Source organism: Methylobacterium brachiatum, from assembly GCF_900113845.1.
Taxonomy (GTDB): Bacteria; Pseudomonadota; Alphaproteobacteria; order Rhizobiales; family Beijerinckiaceae; genus Methylobacterium; species Methylobacterium brachiatum.
Window position 1 is genome coordinate 100343 of record NZ_FOQW01000018.1, and the last position, 21898, is coordinate 122240.

The window sequence follows — 21898 nt, forward strand, 5'->3', positions numbered from 1 at the left end:
GCTTTTTCGTTGTCTTGGGCTTAACGCGGGTCGGCGTTAGCGCCCGCCGCACAACGACCGGGGAACCTGCTAGGCCGGAATGTTGCCAGCCGTGATGAGGGGCGCATTACAGCGCTGGTACTGGCGGGAAAGGCCAAGCGGTACGAGCGTGGGTGTCGGTCGACGGGACGCGATTGTGTGATCAGAGCGGAATGGCCGTGACGAATTTGGCCGCACCTGCATTCTCGGTATCGAGCTGCCAGACGCTCCACAGCTTCCGCATACCACCTCTGGGGGTCGCGAACGGTCCCTCGAACAGGTACCGCAGACCGAACGGAGCGACGGTAATACCACGGTAATTCGCCATGACGGCGTGTCCGCATAAAGCATCCTGCAGATGCCAGAATTCGTCGGGTTAGAAGCCAACGCCGATGAAGAATTTCGCCTTGGCGCCGCCGCGCGGGTGATTGGAATTCAGGAGGTACAAGCAGACCTTGCGCCGATCCACCTCGAAACCCGCCGGCCAAAGCCCGTAGGGCATCAGCCGTGGAAAGGCTGATGATCGGAGATTTCGCGCGACCGAACGGTCGCCAGCGCCTCGAACAGCTCGGAAAATTCGACTTCGAAGCCGCTTCCGCCGGCCCAAATGCCAACCACCGTCCCCACGGCACCGGCCGGCACATCCTGTCCTGCATCGCTTCGTACAGGAACAGCGAGCCTCACGAGATCCAATTCACGGATCTCGGCGGGGCTTCCGGGCGACGAGCGTGCGAAGGCAGCGACGACGGACATAGCTGAAAATATGCGCGCCGCAGCGTTCGAAGCAAGGCGCCGCGACGGCACGACCTCAGTTCAGGATCCCGTCCTTGCCCTGGAACCCGGCCAGCGGCGCGGTGAGGATGCAGTGCAGCCCGGTCTCCCGGTAATCCAGGGCGACCGCCCCGGCCACGGTGCCCGCGAAGGCGCGCTCGATCAGGCGGGTGCCGAACCCCTTGCGCGAGGGCGGCACCACCGAGGGACCGCCGGATTCCGCCCAGCTCAGCCGGAGCTGCGGGCCGTCGGCCAGGGCCTCGATCTCCCAGGTGACGCCGACATGCCCCGCCGCGGCCGAGAGGGCGCCGAACTTGGCCGCGTTGGTCGCCAGCTCGTGGATCATCAGCGCCAGGGCGAGGGCCGCCTTCGGCCCGATATCGAGAGCCGGCCCCTCGATCCGCAGCCGGCCGGGGCGGGCATTGTCATGGAGCGCCAGGGCGCCCCGGATCACCGCCTCCATGCGGGCCCGCTCGGCATTGCCGGCGAGCAGGATGTCGTGCGCCTTGCCCAGCGCCAGCAGGCGCTGCAGCAGGGCGTCGCGGGCGGACGCGACGTCGGGCGCATCGCGCAGGGTCTGCGAGGCGATCGCCTGGACCATCGCCAGGGTGTTCTTCAGCCGGTGGCTGAGTTCCTGGCTCAGCATCTCCCGATGCGCGTCGGCCTCGGCCTGCTGGGTCGCGTCGAGCATCACGCCGGTCATCCGGGTGGCGGTGCCGTCGGCGGTGCGGACGATGATGGCACGGTTGAGCACCGTGGCGTAGGTGCCGTCCGCCCGCCGGAAGCGGTACCGCTCGCTCCAGCGGAGCGACGCGTCCGCGATGGCGGCGCGGACGCTGCGGCGGACGCGGTCGCCATCCTCCGGGTGGATGTGGTCGTACCACCAGTCGGTGCTCGGCTCGATCTCCGCCGGCCGGTAGCCGTAGAGCGCGGACAGGCCCTCGTCCCAATGGATCCGGCCGGTCTGCGGGTTCCAGTCCCAGATCAAATCCGTGGTCGCCCGCGACGAGAGCCGGTAGCGCTCCTCGGAGATCGCCAGGGCGTCGCGCGCCTGGCGCTCGGCCGCCAGGGCGGCCTCCCGCTCCCGGACCGCCCGGCGCAGCTCGAGCTGCGCCATCACCTGCTGCGCCAGCGCCCGGAGGGCAAAGGCCTGGTCCGGCTTCAGGCCGTCGGGCCGCGGCTCCGTGTCGATCACGCACAGGGTCCCGAACGACACACCGTCTTCGGTCCGGAGCACGGCGCCGGCATAGAACCGGATATGCGGTGGCCCGGTCACCAGGGTGTTCTCGCAGGTGCGCGGGTCGGCCGTCAGGTCGGGGATCACCAGCAGCCCGTCCGCGGCGCCCAGTGCGTGGGCACAGACCGACTGGCTCAGGGGCGTCTCGCAGGAGGGGAAGCCGTGCCGGGCCTTGAACCATTGCCGGTCGGCCGCGACGAGGCTGACGAGCCCCACCGGCACCGCGCAGATCTGCGTCGCCAGCGCGACGATGTCGTCGAAGGCCGGCTCGCGCGGCGTATCGAGGATGCCGTAGCTGCGGAGGACCTGGAGGCGGGCGGTCTCGATCGAGTCTGACATGGCCGGGGGCGTTGGATCGGGCAGCGGGGCCCGGGAAGCACGCGGAGGCGATCGGGATCGGTCTTAGCCGATCTTGCGCGCATGAGCATCTTGCACTTCCGGGGCAGATCTTCCCAGGATGCATATTCAACCGGTTTATCTTCCCTGGCTCGCCCGGCGCCGATCCGCGTGCCAAGCTCGCGCGATGACGCTCCTCGCCTATGCCGGTGCCGCGATCGCGGAGATCGCCGGATGCTTCGCGTTCTGGGCCTGGCTCCGGCTCGGCCGGTCGGCCTGGTGGGCGCTTCCGGGCCTCGCCTCCCTAGCGGCGTTCGCCGGCCTGCTGACCCTGGTGGACAGCCCGGCGGCGGGACGCGCCTTCGCGGCCTATGGCGGGGTCTACGTCGCCGCCTCGATCCTGTGGCTGTGGCTCGCCGAGGGGCAGCGGCCCGACCGGTGGGACCTCGCCGGGGGTTTGGTGTGCCTGGCCGGGGCGGCGATCATCCTGCTCGGGCGGCGCGGGTGAGGCGGCCTCACCGCCCGAGCGTGTAGAACTCGTCGTTCGGCCGCAGCTCGGCGACGCTGGCCAGGCGGTTCGAGAGGGCGAACAGGGCGGTGATCGCGGTAATGTCCCAGACGTCGTCCGGGCTGAAGCCGTGGCCCGCGAGCACCGCGTGATCCTCGGCCTCGACGGTATGGGCTTCCTTCGCCACCTTCAGCGCGAAGGCCAGCATCGCGCGCTGGCGCGGGGTGATGTCGGCCTTGGCGTAGACGACGGCGACCTGGTCGGCCAGGAGCGGGTTCTTGGCCCGGACCCGCAGGATCGCGCCATGGGCGACCACGCAGTAGAGGCAGTTGTTGGCCGCGCTGGTGGCGACCACGATCATCTCGCGCTCGGCCTTGGTGAGACCGCCGGGCCGGTCCATCAGCGCGTCGTGATAGGCCATGAAGGCGCGGAACTCGTCCGGGCGGTGCGCCAGCGCCAGGAAGATGTTGGGCACGAAGCCCGCCTTCTCCTGCACGAGGGCGATGCGGGCGCGCAGGTCGTCGGGCATCTCGGACAGCTTCGGGACCGGGAAGCGGCTGATCGGCGTTGGCGCGGGCATGGTCGGGCTCCCCAGGTTCCGGTCCCTTGGTGAAACCGAGCGTTCACGATACGTACGGCACGCTCGGCCCGATCGTCGAGGGCAGCCGGCCTCCGGACCGCGACGAGGCCCGAGCATAACCCTGGAGCGTCATGAGCAGCATCGTCCGCATCCTGGGGATCGACCCGGGGCTCCGCCGCACCGGCTGGGGCCTTATCACCGCGCAGGGCAGCAAGCTGACCTACGGCGATTGCGGCGTCGTCACCTCGGACGGCGACCTGCCGCTGGCGCTCCGCCTGCGCGAGCTGTTCGAGGGGATCGGCCGCATCGTCGAGGCGCAGAAGCCCGACGAGGTCGCCGTGGAGGAGACCTTCGTCAACAAGGACGCCCAGGCGACGCTCAAGCTCGGCCATGCCCGGGCCATGGCGCTCGTGGTGCCGGCCAATGCCGGGCTGCCGGTGTTCGAATACGCCGCCAACCTGATCAAGAAGACCGTGGCGGGCTCCGGTCACGCCGAGAAGGTGCAGATCCAGGCGATGGTCCGCTTCCTCCTGCCGAAGGCGGAGTTCCGCGTGGCCGACGCCGCCGACGCGCTGGCCATCGCGATCACCCATGCGAGCCACCGCGACGCGCATGCCTTGCGCAGGACGCATCTGCCGGAGGGCAAGCGCCGCACTCTCACCGGGCAGGCCGCCGCGGGCCAGGGGCTCGCCGGGAAGGGGTTCTCGGCCGCCGCCGCCGCGCGCATCGAGGCGGCCCTGGCTAAGCAGGGCTGATCGGGCAGGGCTGACGGGATCGGTCAGGAAACTTGGTGGGGCAGGAAACTTGGTGGGGGAAGTAGGACTCGAACCTACGAAGCTTACGCAGCGGATTTACAGTCCGCCCCCTTTGCCGCTCGGGACATTCCCCCAAGGCGGGTTTGTCGCCCGCGGCGCCCTTATGGTGAGGGGCTGGCCGGGTGTCAACGCTTCTCGTGCAGCGATCCGCAGGCGCGACCGTCGGAAGGCGGTCTTTCGGAGCGCAGAATGCGGCAATCGCGCCGCCGCATTCGAACGAATCACGCCGATTGCGCGAAAGAAACACGAACACCGTGGTGGTCCGGGGGATTCACAAAGGAATCGGGATCGGCCACGGTGCGGGCATGTCGCCCTGCTTCGCCGGCCATTGACCCGTCCCGCCCCGTCCCTGCGGTCCCACCAGCGTACGTTGATGGCCCTCGTGGCGGCCATGGCGAGCGGGCAGGCGGCGCATGTCCGGACAATCCTGGCGGCGGTGACGCCGGGCGGCGGCAAGTCGCTGCTGCCGGTGATCGCGGCGCACACGCTGATCGCGGCGGGCCGGGTCGATCGCGTGGTCTGGGTGGTGCCGCGGGATTCCCTGCGCCTCCAGGCCGAGGAAGCCTTCGCCGATCCGCTCTGGCGCGCGGCTTTCGGCCATGCGCTGAGCGTGCGCGCCGCCGACAACGAGCGCGATCCGGCCCGGGGGCTCGCCGGCTACGTCACCACCTATCAGGCCGTGGCCGCCGCCCCGGCGCTACACCTCGCCGAGGCGCGGGCGCACCGGACCCTGCTGGTCGTCGACGAGGTCCATCACCTGCCGGTCCCGGGGCGTCCGGGGGCGGACGAGGCCTCTGCCGAGGAGGCGGAGGCCGAGGCGGGGGCGTGGTCCCGGGCGATGTTGCCGGTGATGGAGGCGGCCGAGATCGGCCTGTTCCTGTCCGGCACCCTGGAGCGGGCCGACGGCCGACGCATCCTCGGCCTGCCCTACAAGCCGGCGGCGCTCGGCCGCGGCCCGGAGCTCGACCTCGATGCGCTGGGGCTGGCGGTGATCGGCTATTCCCGGTCGCAGGCGCTGGCCGAGCGGGCCGTGCTGCCGGTCACGTTCGGGGCGATCGACGGCGAGGCGAGCTGGCTCGAAGGCGGGCGGATCGCCGGCGACAGCCCCCGGGTCGGGCCGCACCGGCTGGGCGCCGGATCGGTCCGGGTCACGACCCGGCCGGCCCTGTTCACGGCCCTGCGTACGGGCTTCGCCCGGGATCTCCTGAGCGAATCCTTCTTCGCGACGAAGCGCCTGCGCGCCCGGCGCCGGTCCGAACTCGGCCTGCCGCCCGGCCAGATGGCCCGGGGCCTCGGCAAGCTCCTCGTGGTGGCCCCGGATCAGGCGAGCGCCCGCACCTACCTGACGACCCTGCGGAGCTGGATGCCGGCCCAGCAGGGGGAGCGCGACGTCCGGCTGGCGACCTCGGGCCAGGGCGACGCCCACGCGGCCCTGGCGGCGTTCCGCCTGACCGCGGAGCCGGCGGTGCTGGTGACGGTGGCGATGGCCTATGAGGGGCTCGATGCCCCCGAGGTTGCCGTGGTGGCGGCCCTCACGCATATCCGCTCCCGCCCCTGGCTCGAGCAGATGCTCGCCCGGGCCACAAGGGTCGATCCGCATGCCGGCCCCTACGACAACCAGCAGGCGCTGGTCTTCCATCCGGACGACCCGCTCTTCGCCCGGTTCCGCCTGGAACTGGAGACCGAGCAGGGGAGCAGCGTCCGGCCCAAGCGCGAGCGGCCGGCGAGCGCCATCGTCCCGGAGCGGACCCCGTGGCGCGACGAGGATCCCGGCGGGATCACGCCGCTGGAGAGCAACGCGATCGGGCTGCGCTACGCCCTGCTGCGCCCGCGGCTCGCCGAGCCCGCCCCCGTGGCGCCGGCGCCGGAGCCGCCGTCGGTCACCGAGCGGACCCTGCGCCAGCGGCTCGCCGTGGCGGTGGCGAGCCAGGCCGTGGAGGACGAGGCGTCGCTGCGGGTGCCCCGGGGCGGCAACCTTGCGCATCGCTACAACGCGGTGCTCAAGCGGGTGCTCGGCAAGGGCCGCGCGACCATGACCCTGCCCGAGCTGGAGGCGGCGCTCGCCTGGCTTGAACGCAACCGGCTCTCGGACCATCTCGACCGCCTCGACGGCGATGCCCGCTACGCGTGGTCCGCCCGCCAGCGCCGCGGCCGCTGGCAGCCGGAGCGCGCGGCCGGACGCTGACCCGTCGCGGTTCAGGGAGAAGGCGCGATGACCGAGAACCTGCCGTCCGACTTCGCGGCGACGCTGACCGGGCGCGCGCCGCCACACGCCTGGCCCGCTCCGCTCGCCGCCCTCTGGTGGCTGGCCAGGGATGCGACCGAAGCCGCGGACGCCACCTGGGCGCGGGCGCATGCCCTGGTCCAGGACGCATCGGGGCCGGACGCCGCCTGGGTGCACGCCCATCTGCACCGGATCGAGGGCGATTCCGGCAATGCGCGCTACTGGTACGACCGTGCCGGTCGTCCGGTGTTCCACGGCTCGCTCGCGGAGGAGCGGTCAGCCCTCATCGCCGCCCTGTCGCGCGCCGGCTGAGTGCCGATTGCCGGTAGCCGGGAGGTCGGTCCCGCTTCGGAAGCCGGTCGACTCGTCTCCGCCCGCCGTGGCCGGCTGCGACAGCACCGGGCTCCATTCGTCAAACGGGCGATGCCACGCGGGACAAATCTCAATAACTAAGCACGTTAACGGTCGGATCTGGCGCGGGAAGATTGATTTCACCCGGAACGCGCAAATCGAGATGCGGAACGGGACTCCCTTAATCGCCCATCCTCAGTGAGAGGCCTGTGAATTTTTCGTTTGCTACGTGGTCTTCGATATCTCACAGCGTCGAAATCAGATTATGGCTGACTCAGTCGATTTCGGATCATAAGGACCGTGCTGGTTATCGTGATGAGTGTGAGCTGTTTAATCTGCAGTGTCGGTCTGGCGGGTCTTTCGCTGCGCGCCCCCGCGCGTGTGGCCGTCCTCGAACGGTGGAGCGGGATCTGTCTTGTGCTCGGCCTGTCCCTGCTGGGAATCGCGCTGTACGGCGCCCGCGGCTAGGTTTCGACGCGCCGGCGCGCGAATCGCGGAACGCCCGGGCCGACAACCGGTTGACAGCCCGCCCGGCGCGCAGGTCGGGCCTTGATTATCGGAGCGGACCTATGAGCCTCCTCGGCAGCATCGTCGGCAAGATCCTCCACCCGTTCGGCGGCGGCACCGCGGACGCCGCGCCCTCGTCCACCTCGGGCTCCTCGAGCGGTTCGGCCGGCTCGAGCCCGGCCTCGGCCCCCGGCAGCGCGGGCGGCAGCGGCAGCGGCGAGGCCGTGGACGTCGAGGCCGTGCTCACCAGCCTCGCCGAGAAGACCCCGCAGAAGCTCGATTGGCGCCATTCCATCGTCGACCTGATGAAGCTGGTCGGCCTGGATTCCGGCCTGGCCTCGCGCAAGCAGCTCGCCGACGAGCTGCACTATACCGGCGACAAGGAAGACTCGGCTTCGATGAACATCTGGCTGCACAAGCAGGTGATGAAGAAGCTCGCCGAGAACGGCGGCAAGGTGCCGGAAGACCTGAAAAACTGAGTGCCCAACGGCCCGGCGCAGCGACCTGCGCCGGGCCTTCCACGTTCACCGCCCGGTGCGGACCCGGGTCCAGAGCCGGGTGACGTAGCGCTGGGTGCGGTCGTCCCAAGCCGTGTTGATCGCCAGGCGCTGCATCGTCGCCTCGTCCGGGTAGATGCCGGGATTGCTCAGGATCTCGGGCTTCACGAACTTCTTCGCCGCGAGGTTGCCGCTGGCATAGGCAACGAAGTTGGTGTTGGCCGCCGCCACCTCGGGCCGCAGCATGTAGTCGATGAAGGCCAGGGCCTCGGCCGGATGGGCCGCATCCTTCGGGATCGCGAAGGTGTCGAACCACATGAGCGCGCCCTCCTTGGGCACCACGTAGGCGATCTCGATCCCGTTCTTGGCCTCCTCGGCCCGACGCTTGGCCTGCATCACGTCGCCCGAATAGCCGACCGCTACGCAGATATCGCCGTTGGCGAGCGCCTGGATGTATTCCGAAGCGTGGAACTTCCGCACGCTGCCGCGCACCTTGTAGAGGGCGTCGGTCACGAGGGTCAGGTCGTCCCAGCGCTTGGAATCGGCCTTCGCGCCGAAGACCGGGAGCATGCTGGGGATCAGATCCTCGGGACTGTCGAGCATCATGATCCCGCAATCCTTGAGCTTGTTCGCGGAAGCCGGATTGAGGACCACGGTCCAGGAGTTCAGCGCCGCGTTGATGCCGAGCCGCTCGCGCACGGCGGCGACGTTGTAGCCGATGCCGGTCGTGCCCCACATGTAGTCGACCGCGTAGGTGTTGCCGGGGTCGTACACGGCGAGCCGGCTGGAAATTTCAGGCCAGAGGTTGCCGAGGTTCTTCAGCTTGGATTTGTCCAGCGGCAGGAAGGCGCCGGCGCGGATCAGCCGCTGCAGGTAGGGGCCGGACGGCACGACGATGTCGTAACCGGATCGGCCGGCCAGCAGCTTGGTCTCCAGGATCTCGTTGTTGTCGTAGGTGTCGTAGACGACCTTGATCCCGGTCTCCCGGGTGAAGGCGTCGAGCACCTTCGGGTCGATGTAGTCCGACCAGTTGTAGATGTTGACGACCCGCTCCTCAGCGGCCCGGGCGGGCAGAGCCAGGCTCAGGAGCGCGGCCAGCAGCATTCCCGTGATCAGCGAAAAGCCGGCCCCCGCGCGCGACGCGGACCGGCGCCGGCCCGGGACGGGGCGCCGGACCGATCGTTCGACCCGGCCCGTCCCGGCCCCGCTCATGCCTGCCTCGCGGCGACGACCACGATCTCGACCAGATATTGCGGATCGCACAGCCGCGCCTCGACGGTGGCACGCACCGGCGGGTGCTCCTTGGACACCCAGGCGTCCCAGGCCGCGTTCATCTCGGCGAAGTGCCCGATATCGGCCAGATAGATGGTGGCCGACAGGATGTGATCCTTGTCGCTGCCCGCTCCGGCGAGCAACCGGTCGATCTGCTCCAGGATGTTCTGGGTCTGCGCCGTGACCCCGGTGCCGACCGGATCGGACGCCACCTGGCCGGCGAGGTAGATGGTGTTGCCGTGGATCGCGCCCTGCGACATCCGCGATCCCGGTTCAATCCGTTCGATGGTCATTCCAGTCTCCGGCCGATGAAAGCCGGTATCTGCCGTGGCGCCGGGGCAGCCGTAAAGGGCCGCGCGCCGACGCGCCGCGGGAACCGCAGGAAAATTCGCCCCCTCGTGTGCAGTTGCGAGCAACCGTGGCCGGCCACCGTGCGTTCACACGGCATCGCTTGTCACGCCTTGGGGTTCGTCATGGGTATTCTCTGGACCATCATCATCGGGTTCCTCGCCGGAATCATCGCCAAGTTCCTGATGCCCGGACCGAATGAGCCGTCGGGCTTCATCCTGACGACCATCCTGGGCATCGTCGGCGCCTTCGTGGCGACCTTCATCGGCCAGGCTGTCGGCTGGTACGGACCCAACCAGGGCGCAGGATTCATCGGCGCGGTCGTGGGCGCCGTCGTGGTGCTCTTCATCTACGGCATGATCGCCGGCCGTCGCCGCACGACAATCTAATCCGGTTCCGGCAACCGGAACGCGAAGGGGCGCCCCGCGGGGCGCCCCTTTTTTATGGGTTGATGGCCGGCCGAGGCGGCCGATCCCTCAGAGGTGATCCGCCGCCGCCTTCACGGCGCAGTGGCCGGTGGCGCCGCGCACCGCCAGGCCGACGCCGACGACGAGCGCCAGCAGGCTGAGGATCTTGTTCGGCCGGGGCTGCGCCGCCGCGGCGGCGATCCCGAGGCCGAGGGCCACCGACACCGCCCGCTCGGTGGTGGTGAGGTTCGGCTGCCCGCTGAAGATGTCGTGGATCATTTCGTTGGCCATGAATGCTTTCCCGCTGTGAGGTCGCGGTGCGAACGCGGGCGCGGGGCGGGCGTTCCAACCGTCCCGCACGGTGGAGGCGTGCAGGCCGCGCAGGCGACCCGCCTGACGTCTGTCGCTGCGCAGCCGCAACCGACGGAGACCGGCCGAACGGGTGCAAGCCGAAGCTCTTGCTCCACGCCGTCGAACCCGGCGCACGAAAAAGGCGCGGCCCCGAAGGACCGCGCCTCTCATCTCAAACCCGCACCGGCCGAAGCCCGCGCGGGAAAGCCGGAACGATCACTCGCCGGCGGATTCGCGGCGGCGCTCGCCACGGTGGCGGCCGCCATTGTCCTCGCGCCTGGGCTCGCCGTCCCGGTCGCTGCGGGTGGAATCGCGCTCGGCCTTCACCTTCTCGGTGATGTCCTCGCCGGTCTGCTGGTCGACGACGCGCATGGACAGGCGGATCTTGCCGCGGTCGTCCTGACCGAGGAACTTCACCTTGACCTTGTCGCCTTCCTTGACGACGTCCGTCACCTTGGCGACCCGCTGGGCGGCGAGCTCCGAGATGTGGACGAGACCGTCCTTGGCGCCGAAGAAGTTCACGAAGGCGCCGAACTCCATGCACTTCACGATCGTGCCGTCGTAGATCATGCCGGTCTCGGGCTCGGCGACGATCGAGCGGATCCAGTTATAGGCCGCCTTGATCGCCTTGCCGTCGGCCGAGGCGATCTTCACGATGCCGGTATCCTCGATGTTGATCTTGGCGCCGGTCTTCTCGACGATCTCGCGGATCACCTTGCCGCCGGTGCCGATCACGTCGCGGATCTTGTCGGTCGGGATCTGCATCGTCTCGATGCGCGGCGCGTACTCGCCGAGCTCCGGACGGGCGGCGGTGAGCGCCTTGGACATCTCGCCCAGGATGTGGGCGCGCCCGTCCTTCGCCTGGTCGAGGGCGACCCGCATGATCTCCTCGGTGATGCCGGCGATCTTGATGTCCATCTGGAGCGAGGTCACGCCCTCGTCCGTGCCGGCCACCTTGAAGTCCATGTCCCCGAGGTGATCCTCGTCGCCCAGGATGTCGGACAGGACCGCGAAGCGCTCACCCTCGAGGATGAGGCCCATGGCGATGCCGGCCACCGGACGGCGCAGGGGCACGCCGGCATCCATCAGCGACAGCGAGCCGCCGCAGACCGAGGCCATCGAGGACGAGCCGTTGGACTCGGTGATCTCGGACACGATGCGGATCGTGTACGGGAACTCGTGCGCCGGCGGCAGAACCGGCCGGATCGCCCGCCAGGCGAGCTTGCCGTGGCCGATCTCGCGGCGGCCCGGGGAGCCCATGCGGCCGGTCTCGCCGACCGAATAGGGAGGGAAGTTGTAGTGGAGCAGGAACCGCTCCTTGTAGGTGCCGTCGAGCGAGTCGATGAACTGCTCGTCCTCGCCGGTGCCGAGGGTGGCGACCACGAGGGCCTGGGTCTCGCCGCGGGTGAACAGCGACGAACCGTGGGCGCGGGGCAGCACGCCGACCTCGGAGATGATCGGACGGACCGTCTTCAGGTCGCGGCCGTCGATGCGCGAGCCGGTGTCGAGCACGTTCCAGCGCACGACCTTGGACTGCGCCTCCTTGAACGCGGCCTTGACCTTCTCGGCCGGGTATTTCTCGGCCCCCTCGGGGCAGAGGGCGGCCATCACCTTCGCCTTCACGGCGTCGACGGCGGCGTAGCGCTCCTGCTTGACCGTCTTGGTGTAGGCGGCGCGCAGCTCGGTCTCGCAGATCTCGAGGACCGCCTTCTCGACGTCGGCGTTCTCGGGAGCCTGGAAGTCGCGCGGCTCCTTGGCGGCCTTCTCGGCCAGGCGGATGATCGCCTCGATGACCGGCTGGAAGTGCTTGTGGCCGAACATCACGGCGCCGAGCATCACGTCCTCGGAGAGCTCCTTGGCCTCCGACTCGACCATCAGCACGGCGTCCTGGGTGCCGGCGACGACGAGGTCGAGGCTCGACTCCTCCTTGGTCTCGGTGACCAGCGGGTTCAGCTTGTAGCCGCCGTTGACGTAGCCGACGCGCGCCGCGCCGATCGGGCCCATGAACGGCACGCCCGACAGGGTGAGGGCGGCGGAGGCCGCGACCATCGACACGATGTCCGGATCGTTCTCGAGGTCGTGGGTCAGGACGGTGACGACGACCTGGGTGTCGTTGCGCCAGCCGTTCACGAAGAGCGGACGGATCGGGCGATCGATCAGGCGAGAGACCAGGGTCTCCTTCTCGGAGGGACGGCCCTCGCGCTTGAAGTAGCCGCCCGGGATGCGGCCGGCGGCGTAGGCGCGCTCCTGGTAGTTCACGGTGAGCGGCAGGAAGTCGATGCCGGGCTTCGGCTCCTTGGTGGCGACCACGGTGGCGAGGACCGAGGTCTCGCCGTAGGTGGCCAGAACCGCGCCGTCAGCCTGGCGGGCGACCTTGCCGGTCTCGAGGACGAGCTTGCGGTCGCCCCACATCAGCTCTTCGCGTTGAACGTCGAACATTCTTATCTCTTCCTTGCCTTCGGCGGGCCAGGCCCGGCGCCGTCGGGGGCAAGACGGCGGGACACTTCGCTCGATGAAGTGTCCCGCGATCCTGCCCCGACGCTGGCGCCTCGAAGCGACCCGTTTTTCGGGCGGCCGGACCCATTCCGGCAGCCCGAGAGTGTCGAACGCGGTCCCGAGCCGGGCTCGGAACCGCGCGTGGTGGATCTTAGCGGCGGATGCCGAGACGCTCGATGAGGGCGCGGTAGCGGGCCTCGTCCTTGCGCTTCACGTAGTCGAGCAGCGAGCGGCGCTGCGAGACCATCTTCAGCAGGCCCCGGCGGGAATGGTTGTCCTTGCCGTGGGTCTTGAAGTGGCCGGTCAGGTTGGTGATCCGCTCGGTGAGGATCGCGACCTGGACCTCGGGGGACCCGGTGTCCTTGGCGTCCTTGCGGTGTTCCTTGATGAGCGCGGTCTTGCGCTCTGCCGTGATCGACATCGCATGCCTTTCGGGTTGTGCTGGTCGGATGCGGCGCCCTGGTCGGGGCGCTCGAGCTCGGCGTTCGGCCGGTGCCGGGATGTCGTCCAGCACGGTCACAGCGCCAAGCGGCTCAAGCCCCGCCCGGTAACCCGGGCCGAGGCTGCGCGATCCATACACGAAACCGCCGGATACGCCAGCCCCGAGCCCGGAGGGCCGCGCCGCGGAAGGGTTAACACCCGTGTGCTAGCCGGAACCCGCACGAAGGGTGGTCCGGCGATGAACGCGAGCCTCACCGACGCGTGCGGCGTCCTGGTGGCGACGCTGCTCGGCGTCCCCCTCATCCTGTTGCCGGGCTACGCCCTGGGCAGCCTGACCGGGATCCTGGGGTTCCGCGCCCTCAGGACCAGAGACCGCCTGCTCTGTGCCGCGACGCTCGGCCTCGGCCTGCTGCCGATCCTCGACAGCCTGCTGGTCCAGGCTGCAGGCATCCCGGTCGCCGTGCTGGCGAATGTCGGGCTCGGGCTGGCGGGACTGGCCCCGGCGGTCCGGGCGTGCCGGAGCCGGATCGACCTTGCGGCGGCGGCAGGCCCGCTGGCGCTGATGCTGCTCTGGCTCGGGATCGTCGCCTACGCGCTGATCGACATCGATACCGGAACGGGCCTGTACCAGCCGGTGACCGTGATCGACCTCGTCAAGCATGCGAGCCTGACCCGAACGATCGTCGAGGCGGGCCTGCCGCCCCTGGATCCGTTCTTCGCCCGGCCTGAGCGCGCCGGCTATTACTACTTCTTCTACACGCTCTGCGCGCTCGTCGACTGTGCCGGCGGGGCGCTGGTCGACGGGCGCACCGCCTTCGCCGGGATGGCGTTCTGGACCGGGATCGGGTTGCTCGGCCTGCTGGACCGGCTGCTCGCCGCCACCGGGCTGGTGCGCGAGACCGCCCGGCGCCGGGTACGGCTGGCGACCCTCCTGCTGCTCCCGGCGGGCGGGCTCGACATCCTGCTGGTCATCCGCAACCGGGTCGAGACCGGGCTCTGGATCCCGATGCCGGAATGGCTGAACGAGCAGGTGCTCAACTGGCCGGGCTCCCTGGTCTGGGTTCCGCACCATGTCGCCGGCGCCATCGCGGGCTGGCTGGGGCTCCTGGCCCTGGCCGAGGCCGCGGACGGGCAGCGTCGCGCCCCCGGCGCGACGGTGATCGTGGCGGGTACCGCGTTCGCGGCCTGCGCGGGCCTGTCGGTCTGGGTCTGCCTGGGCACGGTCGCGGCGGCCGGGACCTGGCTTGCCCTGCTCACGATCGAGCGCCGCTGGCGCGAGGCCGGCCGGCTCGTCGCGTCCGGGCTCGTGGCCGCCCTCCTGGCCGCGCCGTACCTGTCCGGGCTCCTGGCAAGCCGGAGCGAGGCCGGGCAGGCGATCGTCTTCGCGGTCCGGAGCTTCGGCCCGATCGAGGGCATGGCGGACAGCTGGGTCCTGACCCTGCTCCGCCTGATCCTGCTGCCGCTCAACTACTACCTGGCCTTCGGGGTCTTCGCCGCAGGCGCGTTCCTGTTCTGGCGGATGGTGCCCCGGCGCGAGGCGCACGCCCGGGACGCCGGACGGCTGCTGACCATCGTGGCGGTCACCTCCCTGCTGATCGGGGGCTTCCTGCGCTCCGCGATCCTCTACAACGACCTGGGCTGGCGTGTGGTCCTGCTGGCGCAGGTCGCGACTCTGGCCTGGACCGTGGCGGCCCTGATCCGGGCCGCAGGAGAACGGCTCCGTCTTCCCGCCCTGATCGCGGCGCTGCTCCTGCTCGGCTACGCCACGACCCTCTACGGCTTTGCCGGGATGCGGGCCTATCCCGCTTCCGGCGTCCCGAGCTTCGCCTTTCTCAACGGCCGCCCCGACATCGATCGCGCCCTGCGGACGGCCTATACCTGGGCCGGCACGCATCTGCCCCGGACTCGGGTGCTGCAGCACGCGCCCGGCGCGCCGCGCGTGTTCGATTTCGGTCTCTACGGAGGCCAGCGGGTCGGGGTGGCCGATCGGGAGGCGCGTCTGTTCGGCGCCTCGCAGGCGGCCGTCGCGGAGCGGCTCGCGCAGGTCGAGCCGATCTTCCGCGATGCGCTCGACGGGGACGAGGTGCGCCGCCGGGCCACCGCCGCCGGCATCGACGCGCTGGTCGTCACCGCGCAGGACGCCCCCTGGGCAAACCCGGATTCGTGGGTGTGGCACGGCCGACCGCTCTATGCCTCGCCGCTCGTCCGGATCCTGGCGGTCGACGATCTCGGTGGAGGGGCCCGATGACTCCGACCGCCCAGGCGCGCCTGGGGCTGACCCTGCGCTGGCTCGCGGCCCAGACCGCGCTGCATGCCGGCGCCCTGCTCATCGGGCTCGCCTGTTTCGCGCTTCTGTTCCAGACGGATCTCTGGTCCGGCGTGACGATCCTGTTCTACCGCGGCCTGATCCTTCTGATCGTCGCCTTCCTGCTGACCGGTGCGGTGACGGTGCTCCTGGCCGGGATCGGCCGCGCCTGGGGCCTGCGGCGCCGGGACGCCCTCGGCGCCTGCGTGCTGTCGCTCGCCCTGAACCTCAGCGTCTTCGTGATCTTCCCCGTCACGGTCGACCGCTCGATCAGCGTGTTCCTGCTCGGCCAGATGGCGGCCCGGCCCGAAGAGCGCTTCAGCGCCGAGCGGGCGCGGGCGGTGTTCGAGTCGGTCTATCTCGGCGAGTTCCACCAGATCGAGCGCCGTCTGGCGGAGCAGACCGCCTCGGGCAACGTCGCCCCGGCGGGGGACGGCTACGTCATCACCCCGCAGGGCCGCGCCTTCATGAAATTCTCGGGCCTGGTGGCCAGACTCTTCCGAACCGACAAGCGAATGGTGGAGACCGAACCGCCGACTGCGAAGATCACCCCGCCTTGAACACAACGGAAAGCTGGATTTTTATCAGACTACTGCGATCATTGAAATTTACAAATCTCGGTCTCTCATTTCAATATCGAACATTAAATCCAAAATCTGATTAAGTTGCCCACACGGCCATTTCCGAGAATCAATCGAAATAATTCAGGAGTCATCGTATGTCATTCGTGCGAAATTCGGCCCGTTCGAACAACGATTTTATGCTGGGATTGGTGGGCAATCGCTGAGCGACACCACTGGCCACGGAGGATAGCGCTCTATATGTCCGCGCAACACTTTCTTTAGACTTGATCGCCGAAAGGTTGCGCCCGATGCCGAACCCTACGCCTTTCCGGTGATGCCTGCACGCCTTGGTCATCCACGCCCCTCTCGTCGCGCCGCGGTCGAATGGGGGGTCGGAGCGCTCGGCTGCCTGGCCGGCCTGCTGGTGCCGCTGGCCGTCCTGGCGCTGCCCCAATCGGAGGTGGTGGCGGTTGTCGCACCGCCCGGCGCCGACACAACCGATGCCGTCCGGATCATCGCGGAGGCGGGCGGGACCGTCCTGAACCGCGGCGGCTCGGACAACGTCCTGCTGGCCCGTTCGGACCGGGCGGGCTTCGCGCGCCGTCTCTACGCCGCGGGCGCCCGCCTCGTCCTTGATGGCCGTCTCGCCGAGGGATGCGGACCGTCCGCACCCTCACCGTCTTCGTTGACCACCGCCGCGGACACGGCCGGGAATCTGCCCTGATGAACCATCTCGAAACCCTTCAGCGCCGGTTCGGCCGCTTCCTGATCCCGCTTCTCTGGGCGCATGTCGCGCTGATCGGCGCGGCCGAAGCCGTGCTGACGTCGGCGTTTCCGGCTCTGGGGCCGGTGGTCGGCGCCATCTGCCTCGCGGGCGTCACGACGGCACTGTGGTTGCGCGACCCGGCGAGCGCGGCCACCCGAATCGTGAGCGGCTTGGCCCTCGTGGGCATGGCAGCGCTCCTGCTGGTCGCCTTCGCGGGCCATCCCTGGCAGATCGACCTGCACATGTACTTCTTCGCCTGTTTGGCGATGCTGGCCGGCTGGTGCGACTGGCGCGTGATCCTGGCGGCAGCGGCGGCCACGGCCGTGCATCACCTCGCCCTCGATCTCGCGATGCCGGCCCTGATCTTTCCCGGCGGGGCGGGCGATCTCGGCCGGGTGATCCTTCACGCGGCGATCGTGCTCGTCGAGACCGGCATCCTGGTCTGGGTCTGCCGGACCGTGGAGGACTCCTTCCGGGCCCTCGCCTCGTCCGAGGCACACGCGCAGGCGCAGCTCGCCCGGGCCATGGAGCTGGAGCGCGAGGCCGCCTCGACCCGGTCCGCGCTCGAGGCCGCGCGCAAGTCCGGGACCGCGCAGCTCGCCCGCACCTTCGAGGAGACGATCGGCAGCATCCTCGATCACGTCGCCACAGCGGCCGACGCCGTCGAGGCGACGGCAGCCAGCATGGCCGCGACGGCGAATGCCACGGCGGACCGGTCCATCGCGGTGACGGCCGCCGCCGGCGGTGCCGCCGGCAAGGTGCAGAACGCCGCGGCGGCGGCCGCGGAGCTGGGCTCGACCATCGGCGAGATCGGCCGGCAGGTCGACGTGTCGGCCGGGATGGCCCGCGAAGCGGCCGACCAGGCTGCCGCGGCGACGCCGCTCGTCACCGAGCTGCGCACGGCGGCCGAACGCATCGGCGATGTGGTCGCGCTGATCTCGTCGATCGCCGCCCAGACCAACCTGCTCGCCCTCAACGCCACGATCGAGGCGGCCCGGGCCGGGGAGGCGGGCCGCGGCTTCGCGGTGGTCGCCGCCGAGGTCAAGGAACTCGCGGATCAGACGGCGCAGGCCACGCAGGAGATCGCCGCGCAGGTCAACCGCATCCAGAGCTCCACCGGGCAGGCGGTGGCAGCGGTGGACGGCATCACCGTCCGGATCCGCGACATGAGCGGCCTCGCCACCGCGATGACCGCGGCGGTCGAGCAGCAGGGCGTGGCCACGCGGGAGATCCTGCGGAACGTCTCGGAGGCCGCCACCGACACGAGCGCCATCACCGCCACGCTCACGGATGTGACGGGCGACGTGCAGGTCACGGGCTCCGAGGCCGGCCGCGTGCTTGCGTCGGTCTCCGACCTGTCGAAAGAGTTCGCGGACCTGCGCAGGGAGGTCGGGCGCTTCCTGGCTTCCGTGCGCGCCGCCTGAGGCCCGGCTCGGAACTTGCTGACCGGGTTCTCATCCGACACATCCGGTGACTGAAGACCGTGAGCCTCGACATACCCGACACCGCCCTAGGCCCGATCGAGAACCCGACGGCCGGGCATTCCAGCCTCGCCCGCAGCCTCACCGCTCCAGGCCTCGTGGCGATCGGGCTCGGCGCCACGATCGGCGCGGGTGTCTTCGTCCTGACCGGGACCGCCGCGGCACAATATGCCGGTCCGGCGATCAGCCTCTCCTTCCTGATCGGCGGCATCGCCTGCGGCTTCGTCGGCCTGTGCTACGCCGAACTGGCCGCCATGATCCCCGAGGCCGGCTCGACCTACACCTACACGCGGGCGTGCCTCGGCCTGCTCCCGGCCTGGATCATCGGTTGGGACCTCGTGCTCGAATTCGCCATGGCGGCGGCAACCGTCGCGGTCGGCTGGTCCGGCTACGCGCAATCGCTCGCGGCGGATTTCGGCTTGAGGCTGCCGGCGGCGCTGTCGGGGGCGCCGGGGGACGGGGGCCTCGTGAACCTGCCGGCGGCCGGCATCGTGCTGATGCTGACCGCGCTGCTGACGCGCTCGACTCGGGACGCATCGCTGATCAATGGGCTCCTGGTGGCCTGCAAGGTCGCGATCATCCTCGCCTTCGTGGGCGTCGGCGTGGTCCATCTGCAGCCGGCCCTGTGGCACCCGTTCGTGCCGGACAATGCCGGTGCGTTCGGCAGCTACGGATGGAGCGGCGTGTTCCGCGGAGCCGCCGTGGTGTTCTTCGCCTTCATCGGCTTCGAGACGGTCGCGACCGCGGCGGGCGAGTGCCGGGCGCCCCAGCGCGACGCGCCGATCGGGCTGATCGGCTCGCTCGCGATCAGCGCCATCCTGTACGTGGCGGTGGCGGCGGTGCTGACCGGCCTCGTGCCCTATCGGGAGCTGGACGTCGCGGACCCGATCGCCAAGGCGATCGACCGCCTGGCGCTGCCCAGCCTCGCCATCGTGATCAAGCTCGGCGCCCTGATCGGGCTGACCACCTCGGCGCTCACGGCGCTCTACGGCCAGGGCCGGATCTTCTTCGCCATGGCCCGGGACGGGCTGCTGCCGCGCCTGTTCTGCCGGGTCGATCCGGCCACGCGGGCCCCGGTGACGAGCCAGGTTGTGATCGGGCTGTTCACCGCGGCGGTGGCCGGGCTGGTGCCGATCGATATCCTGGGCGAGCTCGTCAGCATCGGGACGCTGCTGGCATTCTGCCTGGTCTGCGCCCTCGTGCTGATCCTGCGCCGGACGCAGCCCGACCGGCCCCGCCCGTTCCGCGTGCCGGCGGCGGCGCCGATGGCCGTGCTCGGCATCCTGTCCTGCCTGATCCTGATGGCCTCGCTGCCGGCCGATACCTGGATCCGGCTCGCGGTCTGGCTGGTGATCGGGCTGGCGATCTATGCCGGCTACGGCAGGCGCAACGCCCGGCTCACCCGAGCAGGTTGAGCGTCGCCCGGCTCACCGAATCGATCGAGGCCTCGGCACTGAGGTTCAGCTCGTAGGTCCGGATCACGCGCTGCAGGTCGGCCGATTCCAAGGCGACGTTGACGTTCGGCAGGCGGACATAGCCCTGCCGGTCGGCGGCCGCGTTGGACGGGTCGTAGCGCCGGCGGAAATCGCTGCTGTCGCGCAGGATTCGGCCCACCGGCTCGCGCGCCCTGTCGACGTCGACCGGCTGGAACACCGCGATCTTCCGGGCATAGGGCGTCCCGCTCGGATCGGCCGGGGCCGAATCGGCGTTCGCGATGTTCTCGGAGATCGCCCGGATCCGGCCGCTCTGGATCCGACGGCCGTAGGCCAGCGCGTCCGTGGCCGCCTTGAGGGGGCTGGTATCCGGCATGCGAATTGGCTCGGGCGGCACGGGGAGGGGCCGCACGATCCTCCGCGCAACAGCCTTAACGCTCGGTTAAGCGGCTCGTCCCGAGAGGCTTACCGCCTCGCGCAGGTCCCGCCCGTCGGTGAGCCGCAGGCCCCTGCGGCGCAGGGAGGCCAGCAACGCGCGGTCCGGGAACGGGCAATAGGGCAGGACTTCCGTGGTCCGGCCTTCAGGCATCCGGTCCGTGCGGGCGATCGCGTCGAGCAGCCGGTCCAGCATGCCGCGCCCATGGGCGTGGAGCGCCACGGCCGCCCGCGTGGCCGTGGTGTCGGCCGGGAGCGGCACGGCCTCCTGGGCGAGGATCGCCCCGGTATCGATCGTCGCGGCGAGCCGGTGCAGGGTCATGCCGAAGCTGCCGGGCCCGTCGGCGAGCGCATGGATCGTGGGAACCGGGCCGCGATGGCGCGGCAGCAGCCCGGGATGGCCGTTGATGCCGCCCAGCCGCGCCAGCCCGATGGTCTCGGCCTTCAGGATCTGGTCGAAATGATAGGTCAGGATCAGGTCGGGGGCGGTCTCGCGCAATCGTTGCGCGACCTCGGGGCCGTTGACGTCGTCGACCGTCAGGGTCGGGATACCGAGGCGCCGGCACAGGGTCTTGAGCGGCGTCGCCTCCGGCGCGTCGCCGCTGCCGGCCACCGCCTGGGTCAGGGGCGCCAGCGGGCGCAGCAGGTCCGGCAGCCCAAAATTCACCGCGAGATAGGGCAGGATCCCGGTGCCCGAGCGGGCGAGATGCTTGCGGACCTGCCCGGTCAGGCCGCCGCTCGACGGCCGCTCCGCGTTCGAGAGCCCGACGAAGGCGATGTCGGCCCGGTGATCGGCGACGAACCGGCGCACCACCCGCGCATTGGGCAGCGCCTCCAGGACGAAGAGGGCGATCCGGGCGCGGGCCATCAGCGGCGCGGCCGACGCTGGAACCGGAACGCGTAGAGGCTCGCCCGGCGGACGCTCTCCGGCAGGAGCAGCACGGTGCGCGCCAGGGCGGCCAGGACGAGCGGAAAGGCGACCACGTCGCGATCCTTCGCGATACCCTTGACGATGTGCTGGGCCGCTTCCTCGGCGCTCATCTCCAGGGGGCGCCAGCCCTTCAACTCGCCGCCCATCGGGGTCTTCACGTAGCCCGGGGCCACGACGTTGACCTTCACGCCGCGCGGCCCGACCTTCTGGCGCAGGGCCAGCCCGTGGGCGACCAGGGCGGCCTTGGCACCGCTATAGGCCGGGGCATCCTGAAGCGGCGCGTAGGCGGCCAGCGAGGACATCAGCACGATCTGCCCGCGCCCGCGCTGGAGCATCAGGGTCAGGGTCGGGAGCACGATGTTGAGCGAGCCGGTATAGTTGATGTCGGCGGTCTCGAACGCCGTCGCCTCCGGCTCCACCTCGCCCTTCTGGTTGCCGCCGTTCACCGCAGCGTTGGCGATGACGAGGTCCAGCGGCTGGGCCGCGTCGGCTTTGTGGATCAGGTCGATCGCGGCGGCCCGGTCCCGGGTGTCGAGGCGCACCGCCTCGACGGTGGCGCCGCTGGCCCGGCAATCCCGGGCTACGGCTTCGAGGCGGTCGACATTGCGTCCGATGAGGATGAGGCTCGCGTCGGCACGCGCGTAATGGCGTGCGAGCGCAGCGCCGATACCGCTCGACGCGCCAGTGATCAGAATGCGGGGCATGACGCGGGTGCTACGCCGTGCAGCACGCAAAGATCAAGACCGGGAAGCGCTCACCGGTGACTTAAAGGTTCGGCTCGACCCGGAAACGCTCGGCGAAAACCCGCCCGTTTCCCGTTCCGCT

Annotated in this window: 24 protein-coding genes and 1 tRNA gene; 11 read left to right on the forward strand and 14 right to left on the reverse strand. The window is 70.1% G+C overall.

Annotation, left to right across the window (positions count from 1 at the left end; all coding sequences use genetic code 11):
• Positions 1-181 precede the first annotated feature (181 nt).
• The 4 genes from BMZ47_RS28680 to BMZ47_RS22095 are packed head-to-tail and all read right to left on the reverse strand — an operon-like array spanning position 182 to position 2365.
• Positions 182-346: a hypothetical protein gene (locus BMZ47_RS28680; RefSeq protein WP_167369083.1), complete on the reverse strand. Its 165-nt coding sequence runs from the start codon at positions 344-346 to the stop codon at positions 182-184.
• A gap of 48 nt (positions 347-394) precedes the next feature.
• Entirely contained in the window at positions 395-520 is a 126-nt protein-coding gene (locus BMZ47_RS29365) for a DUF6883 domain-containing protein (RefSeq protein WP_483129552.1), read from the reverse strand.
• Positions 520-771 carry a DUF4926 domain-containing protein gene (locus BMZ47_RS22090; protein WP_091864220.1) on the reverse strand — a complete coding sequence of 84 codons (252 nt, stop codon included), beginning with the start codon at positions 769-771 and terminating at the stop codon, positions 520-522. The genes BMZ47_RS29365 and BMZ47_RS22090 overlap by 1 nt, the downstream gene beginning before the upstream one ends.
• A gap of 55 nt (positions 772-826) precedes the next feature.
• Positions 827-2365, reverse strand: a complete 1539-nt coding sequence (locus BMZ47_RS22095) for a PAS domain-containing protein (RefSeq protein ID WP_091864221.1) — start codon at positions 2363-2365, stop codon at positions 827-829.
• Between the two features lie 184 nt (positions 2366-2549).
• Between BMZ47_RS22095 and BMZ47_RS22100 the strand changes: the two genes are divergently transcribed.
• Complete coding sequence (locus tag BMZ47_RS22100) at positions 2550-2870, forward strand: YnfA family protein (protein WP_091864222.1); 321 nt, start codon at positions 2550-2552, stop codon at positions 2868-2870.
• A gap of 7 nt (positions 2871-2877) precedes the next feature.
• On the opposite strand, the gene BMZ47_RS22105 is transcribed toward BMZ47_RS22100, so the two are convergent.
• Entirely contained in the window at positions 2878-3450 is a 573-nt protein-coding gene (locus BMZ47_RS22105; RefSeq protein ID WP_091864223.1) for a peroxidase-related enzyme, read from the reverse strand.
• A gap of 131 nt (positions 3451-3581) precedes the next feature.
• On the opposite strand from BMZ47_RS22105, the gene ruvC reads away from it, so the two are divergent.
• Entirely contained in the window at positions 3582-4205 is a 624-nt protein-coding gene (ruvC, locus tag BMZ47_RS22110) for a crossover junction endodeoxyribonuclease RuvC (protein WP_091864224.1), read from the forward strand.
• Between the two features lie 50 nt (positions 4206-4255).
• Here ruvC and BMZ47_RS22115 read toward each other — a convergent pair.
• A tRNA-Tyr gene (locus BMZ47_RS22115) sits at positions 4256-4339 on the reverse strand.
• Positions 4340-4593: 254 nt separating this feature from the next.
• Between BMZ47_RS22115 and BMZ47_RS22120 the strand changes: the two genes are divergently transcribed.
• The 3 genes from BMZ47_RS22120 to BMZ47_RS22130 all read left to right on the forward strand — a co-directional run bounded on the left by BMZ47_RS22120 (position 4594) and on the right by BMZ47_RS22130 (position 7826).
• Positions 4594-6450 carry a DEAD/DEAH box helicase gene (locus BMZ47_RS22120; protein ID WP_091864225.1) on the forward strand — a complete coding sequence of 619 codons (1857 nt, stop codon included), beginning with the start codon at positions 4594-4596 and terminating at the stop codon, positions 6448-6450.
• Between the two features lie 27 nt (positions 6451-6477).
• The gene (locus tag BMZ47_RS22125) at positions 6478-6801 is read left to right on the forward strand and encodes a hypothetical protein (RefSeq protein WP_091864226.1); all 324 of its coding nucleotides are present in this window, start codon (positions 6478-6480) and stop codon (positions 6799-6801) included.
• 608 nt (positions 6802-7409) lie between these two features.
• Complete coding sequence (locus BMZ47_RS22130; protein WP_091864227.1) at positions 7410-7826, forward strand: DUF3597 domain-containing protein; 417 nt, start codon at positions 7410-7412, stop codon at positions 7824-7826.
• A gap of 45 nt (positions 7827-7871) precedes the next feature.
• Here the strand turns inward: BMZ47_RS22130 and BMZ47_RS22135 are convergent, their stop codons facing one another.
• Together BMZ47_RS22135 and BMZ47_RS22140 are read right to left on the reverse strand one after the other, a co-directional pair.
• Positions 7872-8948, reverse strand: coding sequence for a polyamine ABC transporter substrate-binding protein (locus BMZ47_RS22135; RefSeq protein WP_244536905.1), 1077 nt, complete (start codon positions 8946-8948; stop codon positions 7872-7874).
• Positions 8949-9052: 104 nt separating this feature from the next.
• On the reverse strand, positions 9053-9409 hold the full coding sequence (locus tag BMZ47_RS22140; RefSeq protein WP_091864228.1) for a RidA family protein: 357 nt from the start codon (positions 9407-9409) through the stop codon (positions 9053-9055).
• Between the two features lie 180 nt (positions 9410-9589).
• Here BMZ47_RS22140 and BMZ47_RS22145 point away from each other — a divergent pair, with 180 nt between their 5' ends.
• Positions 9590-9853, forward strand: coding sequence for a GlsB/YeaQ/YmgE family stress response membrane protein (locus tag BMZ47_RS22145; RefSeq protein WP_007560130.1), 264 nt, complete (start codon positions 9590-9592; stop codon positions 9851-9853).
• Positions 9854-9940: 87 nt separating this feature from the next.
• On the opposite strand, the gene BMZ47_RS22150 is transcribed toward BMZ47_RS22145, so the two are convergent.
• The 3 genes from BMZ47_RS22150 to rpsO form a co-directional block, all read right to left on the reverse strand.
• A complete protein-coding gene (locus tag BMZ47_RS22150; RefSeq protein ID WP_007560132.1) occupies positions 9941-10162 on the reverse strand; it encodes a YgaP-like transmembrane domain in 222 nt (73 codons plus the stop codon).
• Between the two features lie 276 nt (positions 10163-10438).
• Positions 10439-12661 carry a polyribonucleotide nucleotidyltransferase gene (gene pnp, locus BMZ47_RS22155; protein ID WP_091864229.1) on the reverse strand — a complete coding sequence of 741 codons (2223 nt, stop codon included), beginning with the start codon at positions 12659-12661 and terminating at the stop codon, positions 10439-10441.
• Between the two features lie 208 nt (positions 12662-12869).
• Positions 12870-13139, reverse strand: coding sequence for a 30S ribosomal protein S15 (gene rpsO / locus BMZ47_RS22160; protein WP_007560136.1), 270 nt, complete (start codon positions 13137-13139; stop codon positions 12870-12872).
• 258 nt (positions 13140-13397) lie between these two features.
• Here rpsO and BMZ47_RS22165 point away from each other — a divergent pair, with 258 nt between their 5' ends.
• The 5 genes from BMZ47_RS22165 (at position 13398) to BMZ47_RS22185 (ending at position 19689) form a co-directional block, all read left to right on the forward strand.
• Positions 13398-15407: a hypothetical protein gene (locus tag BMZ47_RS22165; protein WP_091864230.1), complete on the forward strand. Its 2010-nt coding sequence runs from the start codon at positions 13398-13400 to the stop codon at positions 15405-15407.
• Entirely contained in the window at positions 15404-16024 is a 621-nt protein-coding gene (locus tag BMZ47_RS22170) for a LapA family protein (protein ID WP_091864231.1), read from the forward strand. The genes BMZ47_RS22165 and BMZ47_RS22170 overlap by 4 nt, the downstream gene beginning before the upstream one ends.
• Positions 16025-16361: 337 nt before the next feature.
• Complete coding sequence (locus BMZ47_RS22175; protein WP_139221042.1) at positions 16362-16751, forward strand: hypothetical protein; 390 nt, start codon at positions 16362-16364, stop codon at positions 16749-16751.
• The gene (locus BMZ47_RS22180) at positions 16751-18217 is read left to right on the forward strand and encodes a methyl-accepting chemotaxis protein (protein ID WP_091864233.1); all 1467 of its coding nucleotides are present in this window, start codon (positions 16751-16753) and stop codon (positions 18215-18217) included. The genes BMZ47_RS22175 and BMZ47_RS22180 overlap by 1 nt, the downstream gene beginning before the upstream one ends.
• Positions 18218-18288: 71 nt before the next feature.
• On the forward strand, positions 18289-19689 hold the full coding sequence (locus tag BMZ47_RS22185; protein ID WP_091864247.1) for an amino acid permease: 1401 nt from the start codon (positions 18289-18291) through the stop codon (positions 19687-19689).
• On the opposite strand, the gene BMZ47_RS22190 is transcribed toward BMZ47_RS22185, so the two are convergent.
• The 3 genes from BMZ47_RS22190 to BMZ47_RS22200 all read right to left on the reverse strand — a co-directional run bounded on the left by BMZ47_RS22190 (position 19673) and on the right by BMZ47_RS22200 (position 21777).
• On the reverse strand, positions 19673-20083 hold the full coding sequence (locus BMZ47_RS22190) for a flagellar basal body rod protein FlgC (protein ID WP_091864234.1): 411 nt from the start codon (positions 20081-20083) through the stop codon (positions 19673-19675). The genes BMZ47_RS22185 and BMZ47_RS22190 overlap by 17 nt on opposite strands.
• Before the next feature lie 66 nt (positions 20084-20149).
• Positions 20150-21010 (reverse strand): formyltransferase family protein, encoded by an 861-nt coding sequence (locus tag BMZ47_RS22195; RefSeq protein ID WP_091864235.1) that lies wholly within the window; start codon positions 21008-21010, stop codon positions 20150-20152.
• Complete coding sequence (locus BMZ47_RS22200; RefSeq protein ID WP_007560152.1) at positions 21010-21777, reverse strand: SDR family NAD(P)-dependent oxidoreductase; 768 nt, start codon at positions 21775-21777, stop codon at positions 21010-21012. The genes BMZ47_RS22195 and BMZ47_RS22200 overlap by 1 nt, the downstream gene beginning before the upstream one ends.
• Positions 21778-21898 lie beyond the last annotated feature (121 nt).

Excerpts from the sequence above, each read along its gene's own strand:
- BMZ47_RS28680 (WP_167369083.1), bottom strand. The coding sequence starts at position 346 with ATGGCGAATTACCGTGGTATTACCGTCGCTCCGTTCGGTCTGCGGTAC.
- BMZ47_RS29365 (WP_483129552.1), bottom strand. The coding sequence starts at position 520 with ATGCCCTACGGGCTTTGGCCGGCGGGTTTCGAGGTGGATCGGCGCAAG.
- BMZ47_RS22090 (WP_091864220.1), bottom strand. The coding sequence starts at position 771 with ATGTCCGTCGTCGCTGCCTTCGCACGCTCGTCGCCCGGAAGCCCCGCC.
- BMZ47_RS22095 (WP_091864221.1), bottom strand. The coding sequence starts at position 2,365 with ATGTCAGACTCGATCGAGACCGCCCGCCTCCAGGTCCTCCGCAGCTAC.
- BMZ47_RS22100 (WP_091864222.1), top strand. The coding sequence starts at position 2,550 with ATGACGCTCCTCGCCTATGCCGGTGCCGCGATCGCGGAGATCGCCGGA.
- BMZ47_RS22105 (WP_091864223.1), bottom strand. The coding sequence starts at position 3,450 with ATGCCCGCGCCAACGCCGATCAGCCGCTTCCCGGTCCCGAAGCTGTCC.
- ruvC (WP_091864224.1), top strand. The coding sequence starts at position 3,582 with ATGAGCAGCATCGTCCGCATCCTGGGGATCGACCCGGGGCTCCGCCGC.
- BMZ47_RS22125 (WP_091864226.1), top strand. The coding sequence starts at position 6,478 with ATGACCGAGAACCTGCCGTCCGACTTCGCGGCGACGCTGACCGGGCGC.
- BMZ47_RS22130 (WP_091864227.1), top strand. The coding sequence starts at position 7,410 with ATGAGCCTCCTCGGCAGCATCGTCGGCAAGATCCTCCACCCGTTCGGC.
- BMZ47_RS22135 (WP_244536905.1), bottom strand. The coding sequence starts at position 8,948 with ATGCTGCTGGCCGCGCTCCTGAGCCTGGCTCTGCCCGCCCGGGCCGCT.
- BMZ47_RS22140 (WP_091864228.1), bottom strand. The coding sequence starts at position 9,409 with ATGACCATCGAACGGATTGAACCGGGATCGCGGATGTCGCAGGGCGCG.
- BMZ47_RS22145 (WP_007560130.1), top strand. The coding sequence starts at position 9,590 with ATGGGTATTCTCTGGACCATCATCATCGGGTTCCTCGCCGGAATCATC.
- BMZ47_RS22150 (WP_007560132.1), bottom strand. The coding sequence starts at position 10,162 with ATGGCCAACGAAATGATCCACGACATCTTCAGCGGGCAGCCGAACCTC.
- pnp (WP_091864229.1), bottom strand. The coding sequence starts at position 12,661 with ATGTTCGACGTTCAACGCGAAGAGCTGATGTGGGGCGACCGCAAGCTC.
- rpsO (WP_007560136.1), bottom strand. The coding sequence starts at position 13,139 with ATGTCGATCACGGCAGAGCGCAAGACCGCGCTCATCAAGGAACACCGC.
- BMZ47_RS22165 (WP_091864230.1), top strand. The coding sequence starts at position 13,398 with ATGAACGCGAGCCTCACCGACGCGTGCGGCGTCCTGGTGGCGACGCTG.
- BMZ47_RS22170 (WP_091864231.1), top strand. The coding sequence starts at position 15,404 with ATGACTCCGACCGCCCAGGCGCGCCTGGGGCTGACCCTGCGCTGGCTC.
- BMZ47_RS22175 (WP_139221042.1), top strand. The coding sequence starts at position 16,362 with ATGCCTGCACGCCTTGGTCATCCACGCCCCTCTCGTCGCGCCGCGGTC.
- BMZ47_RS22180 (WP_091864233.1), top strand. The coding sequence starts at position 16,751 with ATGAACCATCTCGAAACCCTTCAGCGCCGGTTCGGCCGCTTCCTGATC.
- BMZ47_RS22190 (WP_091864234.1), bottom strand. The coding sequence starts at position 20,083 with ATGCCGGATACCAGCCCCCTCAAGGCGGCCACGGACGCGCTGGCCTAC.
- BMZ47_RS22195 (WP_091864235.1), bottom strand. The coding sequence starts at position 21,010 with ATGGCCCGCGCCCGGATCGCCCTCTTCGTCCTGGAGGCGCTGCCCAAT.
- BMZ47_RS22200 (WP_007560152.1), bottom strand. The coding sequence starts at position 21,777 with ATGCCCCGCATTCTGATCACTGGCGCGTCGAGCGGTATCGGCGCTGCG.